Here is a 21,340-nt window from a genome sequence, read left to right as displayed (position 1 = left end):
TTGTCTTACTCGGCGAAGATAACAGTATTTCCACGGAGTTAGTTTCTGCTGAATCTGGGAATACTAGAGTACAAATACGCTATAGGCTCACAGACTTTATGGATATTTCACTGGTTAGCTCTGAAGCTGTTGATTTGTTGTCGCGGATTACTGGGCAAAAGCTCAGCCAAGAGGATTTGACGCCTCCCGTGATATTTTTAGCAAATTTGGTAACGCTGCTACTGGGTGTGATTTATGCTGATGGCACAGTTACGGATGATGAAAAGCAACGGCTACTGACAACCCTTAATCGATTTATTCCCACAGAGGGCGGTGTGCGTCGATTAGCGCATTTGATGATCAAGGGAGTAAAGGAGAATTTGGATAATACAAAACCAAGTCAGCTGTCTAGGTTGGCAGCTCCGTTATCAAAATCACAAAAACTTTTGTTGATTAGTTTTGGCTATGAAATATCAGCCGCTGATGGAGTAATGGATACTCGTGAAAAGCGGTATTTAGAAATAATTGGCGATCGATTAGAGATTAATCCACAACACTTGGCAGTTTTAGAAGCGGGATTCAGTCATCAAGGCACTGTGGAACCAACAGCTTTGGAGGAGGTGCAGTCTTTACTCGATCCTGCTCGCTTTCATGCGCTTGATGCCGTATTTATCATGGCTGCTAGCGATCTGTTGGCGGTTCTACCTGCTAAACCTAAACAGCAAGCCAAGCAACAACAGCGCCTAAACTTGTCCTATGAGGAGCTACAGCGGTTCCAAGGGTATCGGCAACAGTTAAAAACCGCTTCTAAGCAACTTGCCGAGATTATCCAAGACGGCACGAATCAGGGTGTACTGCCTAACAATCTAGCAGAACAAGTAGAGCAAGCGTCTCGAAAGTTGAGTTCTCAGCGCTTCCGAGTGGCAGTTGTAGGCGAGTTTAGCCAAGGAAAATCAACATTACTGAATGCTCTACTAGGTGAAGAAATTCAACCAGTGCGAGAGATTCCCTGTAGCGGCACGGTAACAGTTCTCAGATATGGAGAGCAAAAACGGGTAATTTGCCGTTATAAAGATAAACGAGAGGAAGAAATTCCATTTGAACAGTACAAAATAAAGGCAGCAATTTCAGAAGAAGCCGCATTGGATTGTGTCAGTGATGAATTAGCTCGTTCTGATATTGAAGAGATTATTTTTGAACATCCCGATCTAGAGCTATGCCGAAGTGGTGTTGAAATAGTGGATTCTCCAGGATTGAATGAACATCCTGACCGAACTGCGATTACTCAACAACTACTCAAAGATACTGATGCCGCGATTTTCCTAATCAATGCCTCACGTCCTCTAACTCAAGGAGAACGCGACTTGATCCAAGACTTGAAGGCTCAACTGAACGGTGGGAAGACAGATGAGGCTGCCAACAATTTGTTTGTAGTTGTGAATTTTATGGATCTGTTGCGTAGTGAAAATGGTCGGCACCAGGTTCGTCAACGGATTGAAAGGTTTGTTCAGGGTCAAAATCCTATCATTGCAGGTGAAAACCGCCTTCATTTCATTTCGGCTCAAGCGGCACTGGATGCAATTTTGACTGGGAATCAGGATAGTTACTTGAAAACCTTCCAGCAATTTACACAGTCTATTGAGAAGTTCCTCGCTACTGAGCGAGGATTAATAGAACTTTACCAATCTAGCGAAGGACTTAAGCAGTTAATTGAGGTTTCTTGTAATGAACTAAACCAATTCGAGCAAATTTTAGATGGTAAGGTGAAAGTTTCTGAAGAAGATAAACATAAAATATTTGAACAAATGGGTGAAGCCAGTGGCCGCGATGTCAGAATCCAATTAATAGCAGATCAACTGATAGAACAATCATGCGATCAAGCTGAGGAGTTTTGGAATGAGTGGGCTGAAGAAATAGGCGATCGTATAGCAGACAAAAGTAAACGCTGGTCTTCCGAACATTTACATATTTGGAGCCAAAAAGAGTTAATTAGAGATTATGCAAATCAGTTTGTTCGAGACTTTTCAAAAGAACTAGATGACTGGGGTAATAAAAAGATTAGAGATACGATTTTGAAACAGAATCTTGAAATTTTAGATAAGGAAATTGAGCAAGAGATAGAATCTATTAGGAAAAATTTTCAAGTTTTCGATCGGCGACTCAATACTAGCTTGGTTAATCAACTCAATTTTGCAGCTGCGGAAACTCTTCCTGGAATAGGGACGGGCGGGCTAGGTATTGCTTCATCCATTAACCCAGATATTGGTGGTGCTGGAGGTTTCTTTGGTGGGTTGGGAGCAGGTGGATTAGTTGCTGGTGCGTTGCTGATATTTACAGGACTTGGTATTGTTCCAATAATTCTGGGCGGTTTAGCTGCTGCGGCTGGTGGCTCATTTGGTTTCGGCCTGCTAGATGTTGATGGAATACATGGTCAGATAAAACAGAAAGTATGTGATTTAGGTTTAGAGAAATTTAGCCAGTCAGTAGAAGAAATATTGGGTAATATTGGAGAAAGAATTAGCTTAGTTTTTAACGAGCGCTCTGAAGCAGCCAGCAAAGTTATTGCACAAGCCATCTCTATCTCAGAAAACTTGCTAGAGCAGCAGGAAAAAGTTCACAAAGAAACACTGGAACAACGTCAAGCTGAAAAAGCTTTTATCTGTAAGAAGCGTCAGGAACTTGAGCAGGTGCAAAAGGACATTGAAGCAATCCTTCCTTTCTGACAAATTAAGAAAGTGGAGATAAAAGCAGTGCTTTGTTAAAACATCTGCTCAAAGCATTGAGCAACTGCTAGTGGGGCTACTGTAGTAAGAAATATGGGAAACAGAAATGCGAGAAATTAGAGCGATCGCATTCTCCTCAATCTCAAAGAGCGATCGCACCCGTGAAAATATCTAGCAACATAGCTTAACGCACCACTTGCCGCATATAGTTTGCCCAAACTTGGGCAGCTTGTCCGCTACTTCCTCGCGTTGGAGTGTTGTCGTCATTTCCCAGCCAAATGCCGGTGACGAGATCCTGACTGGGAACGTAGCCAATAAACCACAAGTCAACGCCGCTATTCGTGGTGCCCGTCTTCCCCACCTCTCCGAATCCAATCGACGCCGCCCGTGCCGTACCCCCTCGCACTGCGCCCCGAAGCATATTCGTCATGGTATCTGCGATTCCCTGAGACAGCACCCGCTTCGTTGCCCCTGCTTCCTCCTCGAAGGAGTAAATCACCCGGCAGGTTTGCGGATTGTTGAAATCTTTGCAATCGCTGCTGTCCCGAATCCGCTGAATAGCATGGGCGCGATTCCAGACGCCGCCATTTTCCAAGGCACCGAAAGCCCCCGTCATCTCCAAGACAGTGGTTTCGCTTTGCCCCAACACCAAACCGGGAACCGGATTAAGCGGCGTTGTGATGCCCAGTCGCCTCGCCATCTCCACCACCCGATCTAAACCGACATCCTGCGCCACCCGCAGCGCGATCGCATTCTCAGACTGGGCAAGCGCGGTGTACATATCCGTCCCGCTACCCCCTACTCTTTCGCACCCCCGAAAGCGTTGATTCTGCCACACTAAAGGGGCGCAAGAATAAAACTTTCCCGGCGAGTTACCTTGTTCAAGCGCTGAGGCGTAGGCAAAAATTTTGAAGGTGGAACCTGGTTGCCGCTTGGCTTGAGTCGCGCGATTAAACTGACTTTTTTGATAATCTGTGCCACCGACCAAGGCGCGAATTGACCCGTTGCTGGAGTCGAGGGTGACAATTGCTCCCTCAGAGAACCTGTAACTTCCCCCAATGGTATTAACTCCGTTGCGGAGGGCAGTTTCCGCCTTTTGCTGAGTCTCCAGATCCAGATTGGTTTCGACAAAAAAATTGCCTTCTTTTGCCAGTTGATCTCCCAACAAGAATTGGAGTTCGGTGAAAACGTAGCTGTAAAAATAGGGTGCCTTGATACTAGCCAAAGCTTCTCTGGCTTTAGGGCTAACGTCAATACGCGATCGCCTTGCTCGTTGAGCTTCTTCCGCACTGATAAACCCCAGATTTGCCATGCGGTTAATAATGCGATCGCGCAGTCCAATCGCCGTTTTATAATCCCGAATCGGATTAAAACTATTCGGTGCTGGCAAAATCGCCACCAGCGTCGCCGCTTCAGAAATATTTAAGTCTCTGGCAGATTTGTCGAAATAAAACTGAGCCGCGTCCTCAAACCCGTTCGCGCCAACTCCCAAGTAGATGCGGTTCAGATAATTCCGCATGATCTCGTTCTTACTGTAGAACGTCTCCAGCTTCAGAGCGACGATCGCTTCCTTGATTTTTCGCCCCGCGCTATCTTCTGTCCCCACATACTCCCGAAACAAACTCCGCGCCAACTGTTGCGTAATCGTGCTACCGCCTTGACGAATTCCGCCTCCCTTGACATTCGTCACCACCGCCCGCAGCGTGCCAACAGGATCGACCCCAAAGTGCCAGTAATAGCGGCTGTCTTCCGATGCAATCACCGCTTGAGGCAGATACTTGGAAAAATCTGATAATCGCCCCAATTCCCGGTGCGCTATCGTTCGGGGACGCTGTAACGGCGTTCCGTCATCAGAATTAATTACTACTGGCCCTTGTACGCCAGCCGGCAAAGGTCGAATCGGAATATTGCGCCACTCAAAAAGAATCCACAATGCCAATAAACTGGTCAGCCCACCCACCCCATAGAGGGCGTAACGAGTCGCCAGGACGTACCAGGGGGGCGGATTGTGGTACTGAAGCCGAACCGCATCCGCCAATTCCGGTGGTCCTAGGGTGAGGATATCGCCGTGGCGTAGTATGAGGCTATTGAGCCGCCGTCTCCCTCGGTAGATGCCATTGGTAGAGTTTTCATCCTTGATGACAAAGGACTGCCCGCGACGTCCTTCTCGGTTTAATGAAAGATGAATCTGACTGATAACTGGGTTCCGCACCACGATATCGCAAGATTTAGAACTGCGTCCCAGTAAATAGCGATCGCCCAACAGTGGATAAACCTCTGCCTTCGCCGCACCGGCATCCTGCACCCACAATTCCGGTACTTTGGCATTGGGCTTCAGCGCCAGCGCATTAAAATTTACCTTAGCTTGAATGGTCTGTACTGCCTGAGTTAGTTGACCCAGGATGGTTTTAGGCGGTTGTTGGGGTGAGGTCATGTCAGAGGCAAAAGGCTCAATGCGACAAGCAAGAGGTTTGTACTGAATATTCTAAATATTCTAATCGCTTGCCTAGGGAGGCGTTGTGAAAAAGAGAAAGAGCTTACAAAGATAGGTTTTAACAAATCGTCTTTTTAAAACTAAAGAAGGGAATTAATTATCAACGGAAAAATCCGCTTTCTCCCACTTCCCTCCGCTTCCTCTGCCCTCATCTCTTCAGCGTGGTCTGCCAGATGAGGAAGGTTGATTGCAAAACCAGGCAATCAACAAACACACCATACCTACATTAATAAACATATCTGCCAGATTAAATACTGCAAAGTGAATCAGCCGAAAATCCAAGAAATCAACGACGCAACCGTTGAAAAATTTGTCATTGATAACGCAACTGTTGAAAAATCGGTCAATTCCATTGCCCACCGCTCCACCTAAGATAAAGCCACAGCCTAATTGTTCCCAACGATCCAAATGGGGGTTTACTAAAGCGAATCCGATCAAGAATAGACTCACTCCCAAAGAAAGCCAGGGCAACCAAACTTCGCCTTGAAACCAGCTAAAAGCTGCCCCAGGGTTCAATTCATAGGTAAAGTGAAATACATTAGGCCACAGCGCCCACGTTTCTTTATAGACAAAATTCTGCACCACCCAATATTTAGTGACCCGATCCAGAATCAGACTAACGAAAGCGGCAAGCCAAAAATAGTGATTTTTAAAATTCATTGTAATTAGTCATTAGTCATTAGTTATTCGTGATGAGTGATTAGTCAATCGTTCTTTAGTAATCAGTATCGGTAGACTATCAACCCACTACCCCATGACCAACGAGCGCTTGACTAATGACCAAACCAACGACTTAATAAAGCATTAGCTGGCGTAAGAAATAAGCCAAGACTGTCACTGCACAAACAATTGCCATTTGGGCTGGTAAAGGATAGACGGAGTATTTCAAAACTGCTTCCCATAACGGCAGTAATACCGCTCCCAATGTTAACAAATGGGTCACGATTAGATAAGTCAAACCAGTGATATGGATGACCAGCAACCCACAAATACAGCTGAAGGACAAAGACTCCAATCGCTGCGGTGCCTTAAAAGCCACTAAGCCACAGATCCACGCACCCGGAATAAAGCCTAGTAAGTAGCCAAAGCTGGGTTCTGTGAGATAGTCGAGACCTCCGCCTTGAGAAAAGACTGGAAACCAGGGAGTGAGACCCAACGCCAGGTAAGCAATTTGAGAGAGTGCCCCGGCATTTTTACCGCCCATACAGCCAACTAGCAGCACGGCACCGATTTGATAGGTCACGCCCAGCGAGTGAGTTTGAATCCCTTGCTGAGACCAATTCCAAGGAAGGCTGGGGACATACGCTTCCAGAAACGTACCACCAATCGTTAGGAGTAAGCCAATCAAGGCCCACAGTAGTTCAGTGGGAGCAAACACAAGGGTAAAGGAGCAGGGGAGTAAAAGAGCAGGGAAGTAAAGAAGCAGAAGCGTCAAAGAGCAGAAGCGTCAAAGAGTAGGGGCGTCAAAGAGCAAGGGAGAAATAGTCCTCAGTCCTCAGTCCTCAGTCCTCAGTCCTCAGTCCTCAGTCCTCAGTCCTCAGTCCTCAGTCCTCAGCCCTCAGTCCTCAGTCCTCAGTCCTCAGTCCTCAGCCCTCAGCCCTCACCAGGAGCGGGGAGTCCCGCCCCTATAGCACTCATACCTTAGCAGTGTATTCGCCGGGAATGGGTGCTTCGCCACCCGTAAGCCCTAGGGATTCGAGCATAGCATGGTCTTGCTCTGGCGGTTGCCCGATAGTGGTGAGGTAGTGTCCAATCAGCATGGCATTCATTCCCGCTTGAAAGCCCATTGCTTGGAGTTCTCCCATCACGGCTTCCCGTCCGCCAGCGTAGCGCAGAATTTGTTCGGGCAGGATGAGGCGGAAAATGGCGATCGCTTTGAGGGCTTCATAAGGATCGATTTTTGGGCGATCGCTTAGGGGTGTCCCTTCTCTGGGATTTAATAAATTCAGGGGGACGGATTCGACTTCCAATTCCCGTAGCGCCAACGCCAGATCCACTCGGTCTTCCCAGCTTTCGCCCAATCCCATAATTCCACCCGTGCAGGCTTGAATTCCCGCAGCTTTGAGATTTTGGATGGTTTGGACGCGATCGCGCCAAGTATGAGTCGTCACGATTTGCTCGAAGAAGTTCTCCGATGCCTCTAAATTATGGTTGTACCGCGTTACCCCCGCCTCAGCTAGCGCCTGAGCTTGTTCTGGCGTCACTTCTCCCAACGCACAGCAAGGTTTAATCTGGGTTTCGGCAATAATTCGGCTCACCGTTTCCAGAATTTGTTCAAATTCCGTCGATTTGGGGCTGTTGTACTTAATGCCGCGTCCTTGAGAAACTAAACAAAACCGCTTTGCCCCGGCTGCTTCAGCTGCTTTGGCTTGGCCAAGAATCTCCTCGGTGGATTTCAAGCCATAGATTGGCGAGTCTTGACCGGGGTGGTGAGCAGACTGGGAACAGAAGCCGCAATTTTCCGAGCAATTGCCAGATTTCACATTGACAATGCTGCATAAATCGACTACGTTTCCGCAACAAGCTTGACGGACTTTGTCGGCTGCTTCGCATAGCAGCAAAATATTTTCTTCACCTTCAATTTGGGATAGAGCGATCGCTTCAGCTCTCCCAATCCGCTCGCCAGCAATAATCCGAGAGGTCAGGTTTTGCAGCCATTGCCGCAGTGACTCCTGAGACTTGCTGTTAACATCCACGTTTGACACCGATGCTTGAACCACGTTCGGCCCTTTTGATCGTATTTATTGAAACGATGGCATTTTATCACTTGGTTTGCAGACAACTAAAGCCATACCTTAACCTGACCTTTACTCTATCCTTTACGATTAGACGGTAGGCTAATAGCAAAACTGCCCCTGCTAAGCTGGAATGTCTGGCAATTGAAAAAATTGCATTCTGAGTAAAAAAAATGGTACGGGTCTAGCTTGCATCAACGAATACAAGCGTTTATTGCTTTTACTAACCAGTGTCTGAGGAAAATAATCCCGTGAGTTCCGTGACCTCCGGTTCGCAGAAAATTATGAAACCCCGCTCCGATTGGGATCGGACGATGGATCGGGGCTTTATTTGGCTAACTCGAATTTTTGCGTTTGCAGTTGCTGTAATCCTGATTTGGATAACGGTACAAGTTGCAATTAAAGCTTGGCCTGCGATTACAGAATTTGGGTTTGGCTTTATTACCTCCACCAATTGGGACCCAGTTCGCAATCAGTACGGAGCGCTGCCTCAACTATACGGCACGATCGCTAGCTCAGCGATCGCCCTGTTGATTGCCGTACCAGTGGGGATTGGCGTCGCCCTTTTTCTGAGTGAAGATTATTTGCCGCCACGAATTCAGGTGGTAATTGTTTTCCTCGTAGAACTGCTAGCAGCGATTCCCAGTGTGGTCTATGGTTTGTGGGGAATTTTTGTTCTGATTCCCCTTTTGAAGGTCGTAGGTAACTGGCTTAACGCATCTTTGGGTTGGCTGCCCATTTTTAGCACGCCGCTGCGTGGCCCAGGCTTGCTCCCGGCAGCGCTCGTCCTCGCCATTATGGTATTGCCGACTATCGCAGCCCTTTCTCGTGACGCCCTCATCTCGTTACCTCCAGACTTGCGGCAGGCGTCAGTTGGGTTGGGAGCGACTCGTTGGGAGACCATTCTCAAAGTGCTACTCCCGTCCGCTTTCTCTGGAATTGTGGGCGCAGTGATGCTGGCACTGGGTCGAGCTTTGGGAGAAACAATGGCTGTAACGATGTTGATTGGGAATTCTAACAACATCAGTCCTTCTATCTTGGCTCCGTCCAACACGATTGCTTCCCTACTCGCCAACCAATTTGCAGAAGCAAGCGGTCTGCAAGTGGCAGCCCTAATGTATGCTGCGTTAATTCTATTTGTCCTCACGCTGTTAGTGAATATCTTGGCTCAGATACTCATTGAGCGCGTCCAGCGAATTTAATCCGTTCCTTGTTCTGAGATGACAGCAGACTTGCACAGGCGGGTTTATCAGTATAGGAAAGCTACTGGCAGATATCTGGTGAAAGCCGCCCCTCCATAATCGACCACTGACCACCGACCACAAATATGATGTCTAAACCCCAGGCTCAACCAGTTTCCGGATTTCCCAGTCGTAGTTTGAAGCGATCGCCTACTTCCCCCCGGACACTGTTTGGGATCGTGATGACGGCGCTAACGTTTCTTTGTGCTGTCCTGGCTATCCTGCCTTTGGTGGCGGTGCTTTCCTACGTAATTATCCAGGGTATAAGCCAGCTGAACGCGAGTGCGTTCACGGAACTGCCGCCCCCTCCCTTAGTACCCGGAGGCGGGTTTGGCAACGCCATTCTGGGAACCCTCATCATGGTCGGAATTGCTGCCCTGATTAGCATTCCCTTTGGCATCATGGCAGCCATTTATTTGTCTGAGTTTAGTAATACGGGTAAGTTTTCTTACTGGATTCGCTTTGCCACCAACGTCCTGAGTGGAGTTCCCTCTATCATTGTGGGCGTCTTCGCTTATGCCGCCGTCGTTCTCACAATGGGAACTTATTCCGCATGGGCGGGAGGATTTGCTTTATCAATCTTGATGTTGCCAATTGTAATTCGGGCAACCGAAGAAGCTTTAAGATTGGTTCCGCAAGAAATCCGACAAGCATCGGTCGGACTGGGAGCAACTAACTTTCAAACGGTGTCTCGCGTGATTTTGCCAGCAGCACTCCCAGCAATTGTGACGGGAACGACGCTGGCAGTTGCTCGTGCTGCTGGTGAAACAGCACCCCTATTATTTACTTCCCTTTTCACCCAATATTGGCCTAATTGGAACAATCAATTAAAAGAACCAACGGCTTCCCTAGCGGTTTTAGTTTACAACTTCGCTACGTCTCCATTTAAAAATCAGCAAGAATTCGCTTGGGCGGCTTCTTTCATCCTAGTTTTACTGGTTCTGATAACCAGCATGATTTCTCGTTTAGCAACGGCTCGTCGAGTTTATTGATGAACAATTGTTCAAATATGTGTTGCTATGATACGGAAACTTAAACAAAGTAATGCAACAATGAATACATACCGAGGTTTAATAGTATGCTAGGCGCTGTTTTTAACCTTAAGGACGAAGCCGTAATCCCCTTGACTTCCCAAGCAACACAATCCTTCGCCCAATCATCTGCCCAAAAACCTACAGGGTTTTTGTTAGCCTGTTAAACCCAAAAACCGATCTGATTATTTATGTTGTCGAATTCTCAAACCAAGAATCAAACTGAGACTGTTTTACAGACAGAAAATCTAAAGGTATACTACGGAAATTTTTTAGCACTTCGAGACATTTCGATAGATATTCCCAAAAACCGGGTTACGGCTTTTATTGGACCTTCGGGTTGTGGAAAAAGTACCTTGTTGCGCTGCTATAACCGCCTCAATGATTTAATTAAAAGTTTTCGGGCAGAAGGCAAAGTCACTTACCACGGTCAAGATCTTTACGCTCCAGAAATCGATCCCGTAGAGGTGCGGCGACGGATTGGGATGGTCTTCCAAAGACCAAACCCATTTCCTAAATCGATTTATGACAACATCACCTTTGGTGCCCGGATTAATGGATATCGGGGCGATTTGGATGAATTGGTAGAGCGGAGTTTGCGGCAAGCGGCTCTGTGGGATGAAGTGAAAGATAAACTTCGAGCGAGTGGTTTATCTTTGTCTGGGGGACAGCAGCAGCGGTTGTGTATTGCCAGAGCAATCGCTGTTCAGCCAGACGTGATCCTGATGGATGAACCCTGCTCCGCTCTCGACCCCATTTCCACGCTGCGAGTTGAAGATTTGCTCCATCAACTCAAAGAGCAATACACCATCGTGATCGTGACGCACAATATGCAGCAGGCATCGCGAGTATCTGATATGACAGCCTTTTTCAATGTCGAACCAACCGAAAAAGGAGGTCGTATTGGTTATTTAGTCGAGTACGACCGCACCGAGGTTATCTTCCAAAGCCCTCAGCAGCAAGCAACACAGGAATATGTAAGCGGTCGCTTCGGTTAATTTTTCCAGAAAAACGATTGATTGAAAGAAGGTAGGGGCAGGGTTTCTGCCCTTACTCGTTGTGGGATACCTGTCAGAAGTATTCCTATCAGATTATTTGATTTAGCAAAGCCAAAAAAATAGGAACTTCCATTTTTTTTCGCATCTGTTAAAAGGATGAAAATAGTGGAATATAGGGGCACAAATAAATGTAACGAGGGGTAAAAGTTTATGGATTGTTCCTACAAACCATAATTCCTAAACTATGAACCATCGAGAGTCTACGTTTATTTACACCAAACGTCTTATCTCTAAAATTAAAAATCTAAAATTCTAAGGGTTCCAATTCGAGATAGGATAAACTCTGATTTTGCATTTCCATCTCGTTTGGTAAAAAAAATACTTATGAAGCGTTATTGGTCACGTCTCCTAGCCCTGGTTTTGGTAGTTACGATGGGATTGATGGGCTGTTCCTCCAGCAGCTCGCTAGGACTGAGTGGAGATTACCGCCAAGATACCTTGGCTTTGTTGCAAGGTTTGAGAACAGCAATTGAATTGCCAGAGGGTTCGGCAGACAAGGCAGCAGCTCAGTCACAAGCGCGTCAGATTATTAACGATTTTGCCTCTCGCTATCGGCGGGATAGCTCTGTCGCTAAGCTGAGTTCTTACACGACGATGCGAACTGCATTGAATTCAATAGCAGGGCATTACAGCTCTTATCCGAATCGTCCGCTGCCGGAAAAACTGAAGACTCGCTTAGAGCAAGAGTTCCAGCAGGTGGAAGCAGCTTTGAGACGAGAAGCTTGAAGAACTAGCTGGCGAGTTGTTAGCTGTTAGCTGTTCATTCACTGGCTAATCGCTAATCGCTTTTATGGAGATCGCGTCCACTGCTCTGAGACCCGGTTGGGGATGATGGCAGATGGAGTGAATTTACCGTGACCAGTGGAGCGATCGCATCCGCTGCAACACGCAGCACAGACGGCGGATGCGATCGCCGCAGATAAAGCGCCGCAGACAAAGCGCTACAGACAAAGCGCCGCAGACAAAGCAATGACAGATTACGCCATTTTGTTTTAATTTCAGAAGATAAAATCTTGAAATCCTGTTTGGGCTTTGGTTTGAAAAGCCCAAATGGCAACAGACGTGGCAGTTGGTATCGTCGATCTTATGGGTGCCTATTTCTATTAAAAAGCAGAGATTTGCCGGAAACGCGGGTAAATCTGTGTATAGAGTCAATTGACAAGTACTCAGACAAGTGCTGATATGATGCTCAACCAGTGAAATCGGTTCGGATGACACCTTATGTTCCATCCTTTCGTCTGAGGGGTAGACATATCTAACAGTTCCATGAGATTGGTGTTTAGGAGGAAGTTCGTGGGTCAGGCATCGTTAAGATTGCCGCAAACTTGGCAGCGTGTCTATCGCGGTTTAGTTGCAGCAGTTCTGACCAGTAGTAGTCTTATCAACCCTTACTTGGGTTCGCAATCTGCTCTAGCTCAAACAAGGGCATATTGCCAGCTTTCAGCAGATGCGATCGCCCAAAAAGAAAGTTTGCGTGTTTCAGCCGTGAAGGGAAACTCGGATTCCCAAGGTCGCTACAGAACGCTCTTGAAAAAACACGCAGAGAGTTTGCAGCAGTGTCGTCAGCAAACTTGGCCCCGCGTACAGGCAATCTGGCTGCGCCTGTATCCCTGTGACATCCGTCCTGGGGCACTAGATGAATTAATGGATCGCTTGGTTAACCGGGGCTATAACCAGGTCTATGTCGAAGTTTTTTCTGACGGTCAGGTGCTACTGCCTAAGGCAGAAAATTCCACACCCTGGCCTTCTGTCATCAGAACTCCAGGCGCTGAGAAAGTGGACTTGCTCGCACAAGCGATTAACAAAGGGCGCGAACGGGGGATGCAAGTATATGCGTGGATGTTCGCCATGAACTTCGGCTACTCCTACTCCCAGCGACCCGATCGGCAGCAAGCGCTAGCCCGCGATGGTATGGGAAAAACCAGTTTGTCGGTCACGGAGGACGGTTCTCAAGCCTTCATAGATCCTTACAACGCCCAAGCAAAACGAGACTATTACCAGCTGGTTCAAGAGGTGGTTCGTCGCCGCCCCGATGGAGTGCTGTTTGACTACATTCGGTATCCCCGCCAGTCAGGAAGCGCTTCTGTGGTAACGAAAGTCCAAGATTTATGGATTTACGGAGATGGTTCTCGACAGGCTTTGTATGACCGCGCCCTCAACAATAAGGGACGAGAACTGATCGAGCGATATATTACCAAGGGATTCATTAGCGCTGGCGATGTTGCAGGGGTGGATAAACTTTACCCAGATGAGGGATCGCCCCTCTGGCAGGGACGCAACCCCGTTGCCGATGAAATGAAAGCAACCGCCTCACAGCGCCAAGCCCGGCTGCAATGGGAGTTGTGGCAACTGAGTGTTGCCCATGCGGCTCAAGGCGTTGTGGACTTTGTGGCGTTAGCCAGCCTCCCCGCCCAGCGACAAAGAATCCGCACGGGGGCAGTGTTTTTCCCGGAGGGGAATCAAACCGTGGGTCAAGGGGGGTATGATTCGAGAGTGCAACCGTGGGATCGGTTTCCCAGTTATATGGAATGGCATCCGATGTCCTATGCAACCTGCGGCAACACCAGCTGCATTGTCCCGCAAGTTGAGCGGGTTTTGAGTCTTGCGCCACCCGGCACTCAGGTTTCACCCGTACTAGCGGGGGCTTGGGGCAAGTCGTTCAATTCTCGTCCGTCCTTAGAACAGCAGATGCAAGCGATCCGCGCTGGGGCACCGCAAGTCAATTCAATCAGCCATTTTGCCTTTTCCTGGCAAGAACCGGAAGTAGACCGCGATCGCAAGTTCTGTGGTGCCGACTAGCGATCGCTTTTAGCTCCTAGCCGCAAATCTGGGATACTCGTCACTAGACACGATTCGCAGCGGCACTTGGGTAATTTTTTCTTCGATTAATTGGTCGCTTACAAATTCCATAACCACAGGCTGCAAAAAGAAAAATGCAGCCTTTTTTTCGATTAGCGATCGCTCTTCCAATGATTCCAAGGCTTCTAGCAGTTTTTGCGGTGAGATCGAGGGCGGTAGCTTCTCCCGCAATTGTGAAAATGAAAGGATTTGGTTACTCAGGGCGAGGCAGTTAATAATTATCTTTTCCGTCTCGGACAACCGCTTAAATTGTTGCTCTAAAAGATTGCGAATTTCACCAAACACTGTAATTTTTTGGCTTAAAAAATCAGAAATATTCCCGTGGAATAACTTTTGAATCGTCGTCGAGACGATTTTTAATGCGAATGGATTTCCTGCATAATATTCAATTAGCTGGCTCCAATCGCTCGGCGAACCCCATAAAGAACTTTTAGCCCTCAATATTTCCTGTACTGGCGCTACCTGCAAACCTTTTAGTTTCAGGACTCGAACGGGTAAAGTTTCTCCTTCCAGTAATCCAATTCCTTTTGGCTTCTCCCGGCTTGTTAGCACCATGCAACTTTGATGGGGTGTTTCTCCTATCCTTTCCAAAAGTTCACCATAATCCTCATAGCCTTGGCGATAGTGTCCAGTGCTAAAGTGCAAGGAAGGCTTGGACAAATCGCCCCCGTGCAGAATCGCCTCCGCATTATCGAACACTAACAGACAGCGAGAAAGCTTTAAATAACGAATTAATAGCGAAATTCTCCCCTCTACCGTTGCTGGTAAATTAGTTTCCCGCTCATTTGATAGAAATTGGATTAGCTCTGCTAGCATCTCCTTGAGGGGCGGAGCATTGCGTAGACTTCGCCAGATCGTAAACTCGAATCGATCTTGAATTTGATGGGCTAGTTTCACCGCCAGACAGGTTTTTCCAATTCCGCCGATTCCTAACAGCGTTACCAGTCGGCAGCGTTCCGATAAAATCCAGTGCGTCAAGGTTGCCAGTTCTTCTGTGCGACCGGAGAAAATCGCACACTCAGGAGCCTCACCCCAATCTTGCTGTCCTGCTTTCGTCGTGGCACTTCCTGGCTCCGCAACCGGCTCAATTTTAGAAGCGGGTAAATCGTAATCACTTTGTTCCAATAAGAGGTTAAAAGCTCTGAAGCAACGACTCAGGGTGCGCTTATCAACCCCAGCGTCACAAGCAAATACCTTCATCAGGGTATCTGGATCTAAGCCAGTGCGATCGCTTAACGCTTCCAGAGTGTACCGATTGTTAGATTTTTCGCAACTTTCCGCTTCAGATTTTGCAGCCTGGAGTTTCTTTAATCCTTGGGGCGTGAGAATCACACCACGCCTACGTTTTTGTTGTTGTAAATTCATCAGAGAAATATCTGAGTTTAACAAACACAGTAACCTGTGGGGCAGGCAAAACCCGGTGTATATGGTCTGTGGGTAATAGGTTCCACTCCACTAAATAGACTGCTACAAACTTCGGATATAGATTTCCTGAACCTCAGGGAATTTAATCACCCCGATTATGGCAAAGCTATAGGCTGTTCGATCCGAAGATTAATAAATTTTCCGATTTTAAGTAACTTCGCAAAGTTAGCCTCTTAATTTTTTCCCGGATGAAAAGCTTACGATGTCTGGCTTCAAAAACTTGATCGGCAGAAATATTTAAGTTCTTTGTTTAGATCCTAAACTTCGGTGGCTGATATTTGATGGACGCGGCAAACTTGACTTATGAAAACATCAATGAATTTTGCTCGTTCAGGCAGGAACACTTTGTTGGATAAGATATTCAGGAATTGATTGGCTGGGGATTGTGGTTTTCTTCCGAGGCAAGCTCTCAAGTTCTTTTGCGTACCAGTATCCGCGATGAATCATGGGTAGGATACTTTTTTCGCAAACGATTATGTTGACATTAGGCAAATCGCCAGAATCATGAGTTAGAAAAGAACCGGATAAATCTACTCTTTTAAACCCCACAATAAAACCAGCCGTAAAAAATACTTAAATCTCCCTGGGAGGAGCGCTGGAATCAGTATGTAAGACTTGCAAAATTTACCAAATCACAGCTAAGTAAAAGTCGTGTACCTACCTCAACAAAGCTTAATTTAGCAATTCTATTTTCATCAACAGTCCATCGCGTTCATTTATGGAGACATTCGCAATGACCTCACTAAGTACTTTAAATTCGACAGACGATCTGGAGTTTGGCAAACACGTCTCGCGAACGAACGTCCAAAAGATACCCATTTCGGTAAACCAGTTTTGGTCTGGGTTCGATGACTATCTCTCGTTGCAGAAAGTTCTCGGCGCACACGAAAATACTGAACTGGAAACTGGGGATGGAAAACCGGAAAATGGCGTGGGAGCCATCATCCGATTCGAGTTCGGGGGTGGGATCACTCGCGAACGGCTGGTCGTCAAGGACGATCAAACCCACGTCTGGAAGATCGACATACCAGAGCCGAATGTGCTGTTCACGTTCTACGAAGCTACCGCGCGGGTATACGACACGGAGACTGGTCCAGAAGTGTCGCTGACGATGGAAGTCGTGATGCGGAGCGAGAACCGAGAAGATCGGGCAAAAGCACTCAAGATTATGGAAAACTTCCTGCCAACGCGCATCCCTGAAGTCACTAATTTCATCCTCCGAAGAGACGGAATCAAGTGTTCGTTCGAGTTTGATGTCCACTGTCCCGTAGATAAGTTGTGGGCTGTCGTTGGCAATTGGCAGGATGTCTCGTGGGTGCAATACGCCACTGGGGTGAAAATAGAGCCTGACAATAAGCGGCAGATCCTCTTCCCGAACGGTGGAGTTGTCGAGGAGAGCCTCGTGTCTTGCTCGAACGAAGAGCGAACCTTAGCCTATGAAATGACCAAAAGTGCTTCGATGCCGATCAATCTCTACAGGGCTACAGTCAAGCTTTCTGAGGTGAATGCCGAAGTCACCAAAGTGAACTATGAGAACATCTTCATCCCTGAAGAGGGGCAAGATGCCCAGCAACTCAAAGCCAGCATTGAAAAGATGTTCAACCAGCGATTTGAGTGGGTCAAATCGCAATTTGACACTCGCAAAGACACCCAGCAAAAAACTAGCCGCGCAAATGTCACAGGTATCGTTCGCGCCCCCATTGACAAAGTGTGGGCGGTCTTCAGACCCTTTGGTCAGGAGATTATGAAATGGTGGCCTATTTATGAGTGGGTTAAATTGGATGCCCCAGGCAAAGACGAAGTTGGGGCGATACGCTCCTTCAAGACTCTCTCAGGGCGCGAATATAAAGAGCGTCTGGAGATGCGCGACGACCAGAAGCACACCTTGAAATATTCCTTTGTCGAAGTCAAACCTAGTCTTCCCATCACGAGTGCTATCACAACTGTCGAGATGTCAGCCAAGAGTCCGACAGAAACGGTGATTCATTGGTTTTCTGAAACTGAAGTCAGCCCCGTATTTGCCGGACAAATTACTAGCGGTCAGGAAAAAACTTACACTGAAGCGATCAAATCTCTGGATAAGCACTTTAATCCCAGTATTGGCAAGCTGGAAATTGAAGTGATTAGTGGCAAAGATTTGCTCAAAACTGGCTTGTTTAATCCCGATCCTTTTGTCGTAATCGATCTTGACGAGGCGAAGCCACAAGAATCGAAGGCTTGTTTGCAAACTTGCAACCCCTTGTGGAATGAAAAGTTCACCTTTGAGTTGGTGAGCATTGAGGGCAAGCTGCGTTTCAGCGTTTGGGACGCCAACCTCGGCAAAGATGAGTTTATGGGTACTGCCGAAGTTGATTTGCACGAGTTGAAATCTGGTCAAGTAACACGTAAAACGCTACCGCTAAAGCGTACCGAGCGTGGAGAGATTGTCGTTTCCTTGCGGCTGTTGCTGGATTCAGGGGAAAAACTGCCCAACACCAAACAGATGCAGCAGCAACACGCGATCGCATTCCTGACTGGGATTTTGGATGAGGTTAAGCAGCAAGTTTTGCAAATCGTGCAGCAGTATGCCGGTGGTGAAGACCAAAAGTATGAATATCAAAAGTATCCTCGTCGGAAAGATGCACCTGACGTGGCAATGGAGGACTTGCCACGCATGGTGAAAGGTCTACCGCCAGGAGAAGTGCTACCACCACAGAAACTGGGATTAATTTCGCAGCGTGCCTCTGAGTACCTCTACTCACAGGTGGGATTTTTACAAAGGCTAGAGAAGATCCAGAAGGAGGGCGGCGATCCGTGGACAGCCTTCTTCTCTGGCTGGATCGACCAGCCATATAACCTTCCGAAAATTTGGAAGGATGATGTGGAATTCTGCCGCCAGCTAATCCAAGGGGTTAACCCGATGTGCATTACACTCTGCACAGACGAAAGTGTTATCCCCAAAGACATGGCACACCTGACGGCGCAAGGGAAAACTATCCCTGAGCTGATCGCCCAAAAACGCTTGTTCTTGCTGGATTACGGATATCTAGAAGATATCCCTCAACTTGGCGGTAAAGTTTTCTATCCCGCATTCGTGTTGGTATACCGGGAACTATTGGAAGATGGTAAGTCCCAACTTAACATTCTCGGCATCCAACTAACGCGCCATAAAGACCGTAAAAACGAGGTTTACACTCCTAACTCACCCTATCCAAACAAGTATTTACTGGCGAAGATTCATGCAGTCTGTGCTGACAACCAGTACCACCAGTTTATCTACCACTTGGGCTTCACGCACTTGGTTATAGAACCTTTTGCCATCAGCCATCACAACGCCTTTCCCAAAGATCACCCAATTGGTCAACTGCTGAAGCCGCACTTTGAAGACACCATCGGCATCAACTACTTTGCTCGTCAGACTTTGGTTTCTTACATTGCTCCCTTTACTAATCAAACCTTCGCCACGGGCACTGCGGGAGCGATGCAGCTATTGCTGAAGGCATTGAAGAAGTGGGATTTTTCTGGTATGAGCTTCCCGCAAGAGCTATTATCACGCGGATTTGATGAGAAGGGTTCGGACGGCGTTGAAGACTACTACTTCCGCGACGATGGGTTCAAGATTTGGAATGCAATTACTGACTATGTCGGCAATATTGTAGCGGCTGTGTATAAGGATGATGCCGCAGTGGCAGCAGATAAAGTTATCCAAGCTTGGGCGCAGGAAACTGCCGATCCGGAGCGTGGAGCTGTTTCTGGTTTTCCGGCTGCTATTGAAACGCGGGAGCTGTTGGTGAAAACTCTAACCAACATTATTTTTCTAGCCAGTGCCCAACATTCCGCAGTCAACTTCCCCCAAAAGGAATACCTAGCGTATATCCCCAACCGACCCAACGTTCTGGATAAGCCAGTACCTGAAACTGAAGGCGATATCACAATGGAATACGTGATGGAAGCTTTGCAGAGCATTACAATTTCTCACTTTGAAGTTTCTTTCTCCTACCTGCTCACCACCCCGTCTTTGCATCTACTGTTCCAATTACCGTTAGCAAACGATCGGTTCTCCTCAATCCACGCTATTTTTATGGCGAAGCTAAATCTGATAGCAGTGGAGATTGAGGAACGGAACAAAAAGCTGGAACAGGAAGGTAAAATTCCCTATCCCTACCTGTCACCCAAGCAGATTGCCTACAGCACTGATATTTAGGACTTAGGGAACTGGTACAACACTGCCACAACAACTTAGTAGTAGATACTTCTGTACCTACTACTAAATTCTGCTATAAAGCTACGGCGAACCCCATTGGGGAAGTTAGACTGACTTAGTCAGTTTTGACTTAGTCAGTTTAATTAAATAGTTAGGCGGCAAACGAAACGGGCAGCAGTCTTACGGATTTACGGAGGAAAATAATGAATCGAATCGCACTCGTCACAGGCACATCATCGGGCGTCGGATTGAGTACGGCGGTGTTACTAGCGCAGTCAGGCTTCACCGTCGTTGCGACCATGCGTAACCTAGAAAAGCGTAATCCTCTTGAAACGCGAGCAAAGACGGAAAATGTTACGCTCGAAGTGCGTAGACTAGATGTTCAGGACGCAGCCTCCATTGACGAGTGCGTAAACTCTGTTGTCCGCGATTACGGTCGGATCGATGTGCTTGTCAATAACGCAGGCGCTGGCTACCTAGGAACCCTTGAGCAAACATCGATTGACGATCTAAATCAAACAATGGATGTCAATTTTTTCGGCGTCTGGCGTGTCACCCAAGCTGTCCTACCGCTGATGCGCTCTGCCGGTTCGGGGCGAATCATTACAGTTACCAGCGTCGGCGGTCTCATCGGGCACCCATTCAACGATGCGTATTGCGCCGCTAAATTTGCGGTCGAGGGTTTTATGGAGAGTCTTGCTCCCGTTGTTAAACGCCTCGGTATCTCTGTGTCCCTCATCGAACCGGGCGCGATCAACACAGAGTTCGTCGCATCCGTCCTAGAGACTAGAGCAAATTTGCAGCGGCCCGTTCCCGAAGCATATAGTAAGATGCTCGATGCATACCTCGCCGCAACGGAGCAAGTGTTTTCCACAATAGGGCAGACAGGTGACGATATTGCAAAAGTCATTGCCGAAGCTGCCACCGCCGATGTGCCACACTTCAGATACCAGACGTCCGACCTCATCCGTGGTCTTGTCTCAAGCAAATATGTCGATCCCACGGGCGATTCGGTGGTCGAGTTTTCAGGCGATCGCCTGCCTTGACGAGGATTTCAAACACCACCTGCGACGCAATTCTCCCCTCGTCCCTTTATTGGTAGAAATTGCGATCGCGCCACCGTCACACGATAACTTCAACGAACTTTAATCTGACTGGCATAGCCAGAGCAGGTCTGCAATGTGGTTAAAATCAATCCTTCTTTTAGTGGCTAGTAATAGGTAATTGGTTTCCTTAATGACCCATTACCTATTCTCGATTACCAACATCCAGAAGTGATGTTTAGTTACCGCTCAAGAGGAAATGCTTTTTAGCAACAAGAGACAAGGTATAAGCCGAGATAAACTTAATTTAAAATATTTTTTAGGCCTCAGTTAAAACGTTGAAAATTGATAATTTAATGGCTCTAAAAACACCAATTATAACCGAATACATATGCAATCTAAAGCCGTGGGATATTATTTTTTTCACTTGACTTTTAAAAAAAATCCTTAAATAAGAGACCTCCTGCATGAATGGTCAAGTAGTGTGCCAGTTCATAATCGAGATTGCACAATAAGGGAGTAGATCAGCATCAAGACACTGGGGAGTTGGTATGCCGTATACGGAGCTA

Annotated in this window: 15 protein-coding genes; 10 read left to right on the top strand and 5 right to left on the bottom strand. The window is 47.3% G+C overall.

Going from position 1 to position 21,340, the window contains the following annotated elements; translation table 11 throughout:
- The first annotated feature begins 98 nt into the window (after positions 1 to 98).
- Positions 99 to 2,702: a dynamin family protein gene (locus tag NDI33_RS10100; RefSeq protein WP_190672130.1), complete on the top strand. Its 2,604-nt coding sequence runs from the start codon at positions 99 to 101 to the stop codon at positions 2,700 to 2,702.
- 184 nt (positions 2,703 to 2,886) lie between these two features.
- Here the strand turns inward: NDI33_RS10100 and NDI33_RS10095 are convergent, their stop codons facing one another.
- The 4 genes from NDI33_RS10095 to bioB form a co-directional block, all read right to left on the bottom strand.
- Complete coding sequence (locus NDI33_RS10095; protein WP_190672127.1) at positions 2,887 to 5,136, bottom strand: transglycosylase domain-containing protein; 2,250 nt, start codon at positions 5,134 to 5,136, stop codon at positions 2,887 to 2,889.
- Positions 5,137 to 5,352: 216 nt separating this feature from the next.
- Positions 5,353 to 5,856 (bottom strand): signal peptidase II, encoded by a 504-nt coding sequence (gene lspA / locus NDI33_RS10090; RefSeq protein WP_190672124.1) that lies wholly within the window; start codon positions 5,854 to 5,856, stop codon positions 5,353 to 5,355.
- A 133-nt stretch (positions 5,857 to 5,989) separates the two neighbouring features.
- Positions 5,990 to 6,574, bottom strand: a complete 585-nt coding sequence (locus NDI33_RS10085) for a biotin transporter BioY (protein WP_190414984.1) — start codon at positions 6,572 to 6,574, stop codon at positions 5,990 to 5,992.
- Positions 6,575 to 6,830: 256 nt separating this feature from the next.
- Positions 6,831 to 7,916, bottom strand: a complete 1,086-nt coding sequence (gene bioB, locus NDI33_RS10080; RefSeq protein WP_190672120.1) for a biotin synthase BioB — start codon at positions 7,914 to 7,916, stop codon at positions 6,831 to 6,833.
- A 299-nt stretch (positions 7,917 to 8,215) separates the two neighbouring features.
- Between bioB and pstC the strand changes: the two genes are divergently transcribed.
- The 6 genes from pstC (at position 8,216) to NDI33_RS10050 (ending at position 14,060) form a co-directional block, all read left to right on the top strand.
- Positions 8,216 to 9,133 (top strand): phosphate ABC transporter permease subunit PstC, encoded by a 918-nt coding sequence (gene pstC, locus NDI33_RS10075; protein WP_190415044.1) that lies wholly within the window; start codon positions 8,216 to 8,218, stop codon positions 9,131 to 9,133.
- A gap of 128 nt (positions 9,134 to 9,261) precedes the next feature.
- A complete protein-coding gene (gene pstA / locus NDI33_RS10070; RefSeq protein ID WP_190432156.1) occupies positions 9,262 to 10,164 on the top strand; it encodes a phosphate ABC transporter permease PstA in 903 nt (300 codons plus the stop codon).
- Positions 10,165 to 10,394: 230 nt separating this feature from the next.
- Positions 10,395 to 11,201, top strand: a complete 807-nt coding sequence (pstB, locus tag NDI33_RS10065) for a phosphate ABC transporter ATP-binding protein PstB (RefSeq protein ID WP_190414986.1) — start codon at positions 10,395 to 10,397, stop codon at positions 11,199 to 11,201.
- Positions 11,202 to 11,585: 384 nt separating this feature from the next.
- Positions 11,586 to 11,987: a photosystem II protein Psb27 gene (gene psb27 / locus NDI33_RS10060; protein ID WP_190414987.1), complete on the top strand. Its 402-nt coding sequence runs from the start codon at positions 11,586 to 11,588 to the stop codon at positions 11,985 to 11,987.
- A 135-nt stretch (positions 11,988 to 12,122) separates the two neighbouring features.
- Positions 12,123 to 12,257 (top strand): hypothetical protein, encoded by a 135-nt coding sequence (locus NDI33_RS10055; protein WP_348233068.1) that lies wholly within the window; start codon positions 12,123 to 12,125, stop codon positions 12,255 to 12,257.
- A gap of 270 nt (positions 12,258 to 12,527) precedes the next feature.
- On the top strand, positions 12,528 to 14,060 hold the full coding sequence (locus NDI33_RS10050) for a family 10 glycosylhydrolase (protein WP_190672116.1): 1,533 nt from the start codon (positions 12,528 to 12,530) through the stop codon (positions 14,058 to 14,060).
- Between the two features lie 9 nt (positions 14,061 to 14,069).
- Here NDI33_RS10050 and NDI33_RS10045 read toward each other — a convergent pair whose 3' ends face one another.
- Positions 14,070 to 15,485: an NB-ARC domain-containing protein gene (locus NDI33_RS10045; RefSeq protein WP_190526728.1), complete on the bottom strand. Its 1,416-nt coding sequence runs from the start codon at positions 15,483 to 15,485 to the stop codon at positions 14,070 to 14,072.
- 793 nt (positions 15,486 to 16,278) lie between these two features.
- Here NDI33_RS10045 and NDI33_RS10040 point away from each other — a divergent pair.
- The 3 genes from NDI33_RS10040 to NDI33_RS10030 all read left to right on the top strand — a co-directional run bounded on the left by NDI33_RS10040 (position 16,279) and on the right by NDI33_RS10030 (position 20,877).
- The gene (locus tag NDI33_RS10040) at positions 16,279 to 19,728 is read left to right on the top strand and encodes a lipoxygenase family protein (RefSeq protein ID WP_242032985.1); all 3,450 of its coding nucleotides are present in this window, start codon (positions 16,279 to 16,281) and stop codon (positions 19,726 to 19,728) included.
- 203 nt (positions 19,729 to 19,931) lie between these two features.
- Positions 19,932 to 20,774: an SDR family oxidoreductase gene (locus NDI33_RS10035; protein WP_190431996.1), complete on the top strand. Its 843-nt coding sequence runs from the start codon at positions 19,932 to 19,934 to the stop codon at positions 20,772 to 20,774.
- Complete coding sequence (locus NDI33_RS10030; RefSeq protein WP_190431998.1) at positions 20,719 to 20,877, top strand: hypothetical protein; 159 nt, start codon at positions 20,719 to 20,721, stop codon at positions 20,875 to 20,877. Before NDI33_RS10035 ends, NDI33_RS10030 begins: the two co-directional genes overlap by 56 nt.
- Positions 20,878 to 21,340 lie beyond the last annotated feature (463 nt).

This window comes from Trichocoleus sp. DQ-A1 (assembly GCF_039961955.1).
Classification (GTDB): domain Bacteria; phylum Cyanobacteriota; class Cyanobacteriia; order Cyanobacteriales; family FACHB-T130; genus FACHB-T130.
Note: the sequence above shows the minus strand (reverse complement) of the source record. Positions and strands in the feature narration are given on the sequence as shown.

Bases quoted from the DNA above. Each gene is read 5' to 3' on its own strand.
- pstA (WP_190432156.1), top strand. From the start codon at position 9,262: ATGTCTAAACCCCAGGCTCAACCAGTTTCCGGATTTCCCAGTCGTAGT.
- psb27 (WP_190414987.1), top strand. From the start codon at position 11,586: ATGAAGCGTTATTGGTCACGTCTCCTAGCCCTGGTTTTGGTAGTTACG.
- NDI33_RS10035 (WP_190431996.1), top strand. From the start codon at position 19,932: ATGAATCGAATCGCACTCGTCACAGGCACATCATCGGGCGTCGGATTG.
- NDI33_RS10100 (WP_190672130.1), top strand. From the start codon at position 99: ATGGATATTTCACTGGTTAGCTCTGAAGCTGTTGATTTGTTGTCGCGG.
- NDI33_RS10045 (WP_190526728.1), bottom strand. From the start codon at position 15,485: ATGAATTTACAACAACAAAAACGTAGGCGTGGTGTGATTCTCACGCCC.
- pstC (WP_190415044.1), top strand. From the start codon at position 8,216: ATGAAACCCCGCTCCGATTGGGATCGGACGATGGATCGGGGCTTTATT.
- NDI33_RS10030 (WP_190431998.1), top strand. From the start codon at position 20,719: ATGTCGATCCCACGGGCGATTCGGTGGTCGAGTTTTCAGGCGATCGCC.
- pstB (WP_190414986.1), top strand. From the start codon at position 10,395: ATGTTGTCGAATTCTCAAACCAAGAATCAAACTGAGACTGTTTTACAG.
- NDI33_RS10040 (WP_242032985.1), top strand. From the start codon at position 16,279: ATGACCTCACTAAGTACTTTAAATTCGACAGACGATCTGGAGTTTGGC.
- lspA (WP_190672124.1), bottom strand. From the start codon at position 5,856: ATGAATTTTAAAAATCACTATTTTTGGCTTGCCGCTTTCGTTAGTCTG.
- NDI33_RS10095 (WP_190672127.1), bottom strand. From the start codon at position 5,136: ATGACCTCACCCCAACAACCGCCTAAAACCATCCTGGGTCAACTAACT.
- NDI33_RS10050 (WP_190672116.1), top strand. From the start codon at position 12,528: ATGAGATTGGTGTTTAGGAGGAAGTTCGTGGGTCAGGCATCGTTAAGA.